We start from the raw sequence: 2,400 nt of genomic DNA on the forward strand, positions 1-2,400 counted from the left end.
AGGGTAAATGTTACTTACCACTCTTCTCAAACTATTGGAATACTGGCTTTTTAATCAATAAGTCCTACTTTTCCGACTAACCCCAAAAAATATTGTACTTCCAAAGAATAAAATAATATTCTGTATCGGCAGTTCAAAGAGTTCATTGAGATGTGAAAGGTAATAACAACTTGATTCCGTCATTTGTTCGGTATTCCACGGACATGAAAGTACAGGTATGCTCATACTTGACATTTTAAGTCCGAATATAAGACCTCCCCATATCATCATGAATGTGAATATTATCATAGCTGCCCAGCGAATTATCATAAATAAAGACTTTTTCTGTTTAGGTGAATCACCTTTGAGTCTGCCCATGCGAACTTGTGCGGCTCTCAAACGGTTTTTATCTGTTTTAGCAAGAAACTTTCTTATGAAAATTACAAGAATAATTCCCGTTGCAGCAAGGGCAATAATAATAAACAAGGGTGTAAGCGTATATAAATACTCTGCTGACATGAGTTTTTCAATGCCTGTACCGAAATCATTTGAAGTAAACTCATAGAAAGGGAAAAGCCATGCAAAATAGGCAAGTGCCGCCATGCCAAGACATATTACAGATTTTATAATAATTTTCTTTTTAGATCTCATGATACTTTTTTCACCTTCCTGTATCGGTTTTGAACAAGCATTTCAGAAAATGCTTCCATTCTTATTCTGAGCTGTTCAACGTCCTGATATTGATAGTCTGTTTCAAGTCTGAAAACGGGTATATTGTACTCCGAAAGCATATTTTCTATTCTTTCAAGTTCAAAATCATATTCCGTCTGACCTTTCAGCACATGGTATATAACTCCTTCAATACCGCCTTTTTGTACTGTGTGAAGTATATTATCATAAAAAACATCATTGTTGATATATGCCGAAGATGTGTCTTTACGATACCATTCATTTGCAATATTCTCTATAAGTTTATCTCTGTTTTCCCTCATCATCTGACGGCTGTATATGACATTATTTAAAGTCATTTGCGTATCACAAACAGAAAGCCCCGTATCTCTGATAAGAAACGGTATCTTATAATTCGGGAAAATTATGGGAGAACCTGCCAACATTATACGAGGACGGTTGAGTTCTTTATTTTTATACTTGGCGGAATAAAAATCCACTTCCTTTGAAAGCAATTCAACATGGTATATCCACTCATCAACGGAATTTGTCATATAATAAGAATTTTGTATAAAAAGTCTTGCGGAATCGGTTATAATATCGGTTCGCTCACGGGAATTTTCAAGAAATTTATACAGTGTATACCTCGCCGCAGACACTTGTTTCATGGCTGATACAACGGACCCTTTTGTCACTTTTTTATGTATATGAGCCGAAACTTTCCCGCATATTTTTTTCATCTGTTCCGCATATTTTTCCGTTGAATACTTGTCTTTTCTATCGGGCGGAATATCAACAAAACATATTTTTTTACCCTCAGATTTAAGCTGATAAGCAATTTTTCTCATACTGTCGTTTATGAGAGGAATCATAAAAAGAGAATTTGAAAAGTCCGTCTTCGGTCTGTTTATATAGCCTAAAACAGAACGGCTCACAGGGTCGGTATCTCTCGGAACAAGGTCATCAGACCATGACAAAGAGCCAAGACTTCCGCCGATCAACCAATAAGGTTCTGCACCTGCTGCAATAACTATCTCCTCCGGTATCGAATTTCCCAACATCACGACTTGTTGAACAGAATAGTTTTTTTTATATGCCCAATTATATGCTGTATCAAGAAACCATTTGAAACTCGTTAATTTTGAATTTTCCTTGTAAAGCCTGTTAAGACTGTCAGAATACTCTTTATCAAAAATATCTGTTTTTTGCAAATTTCTGTTATCCATAAAAATTACCCCCACAAAAAAGTCATTATTTTCACTGTTTGCATTATAATATATAAAATGGGAATCCGATAGGAATATATTAGGAATTTATGTGGAATATTAAAAATGTTCCAACTAACCGAAATCTGCCTTTAACCTTTTAAAATCAGCTTTCAATCATTCCTTCATAAAAAAATTTAAGCTGTTCGGGAGGTGAAAGCAACTCAAAGGATAAACCGACCGCAAGACCGAAAAAGGAAAACAGAGTGATAAAGCTTATAAAGGAAGTGTTTGGGATTTGACAGCAAAAAAGGACTGCCTAAGCAGTCCGAAAAAACTTTGTTATTATGATAAGTCGGAGTTTATCAAAATAATAAGTTGTAGAATAAATTTTTGATTAAAAAAAATCTTCCTTGGTATTGATACTAATTAGTGTCTGCTCAATAATCAAGCAATTCTAAAAACTATAAATGAGCAAATTTAATAAAGCATTGTGAAAATGCACAAAAATATCAGGCGGAAAGCATATCAAATAAGCTGTCAATGT

2 protein-coding genes are annotated in these 2,400 nt (G+C 34.5%); both read right to left on the reverse strand.

Annotated elements, in window-relative coordinates; genetic code table 11:
* Window positions 1-54: 54 nt before the first annotated feature.
* On the reverse strand, window positions 55-630 hold the full coding sequence (locus ACJROP_RS05875; protein WP_406534554.1) for a hypothetical protein: 576 nt from the start codon (window positions 628-630) through the stop codon (window positions 55-57).
* Complete coding sequence (locus tag ACJROP_RS05880) at window positions 627-1,874, reverse strand: 2-hydroxyacyl-CoA dehydratase (RefSeq protein WP_406534555.1); 1,248 nt, start codon at window positions 1,872-1,874, stop codon at window positions 627-629. The genes ACJROP_RS05875 and ACJROP_RS05880 overlap by 4 nt, the downstream gene beginning before the upstream one ends.
* Window positions 1,875-2,400: the final 526 nt, after the last annotated feature.

Source organism: Methanobrevibacter sp. (assembly GCF_045220775.1).
Classification (GTDB): Archaea; Methanobacteriota; Methanobacteria; order Methanobacteriales; family Methanobacteriaceae; genus Methanocatella.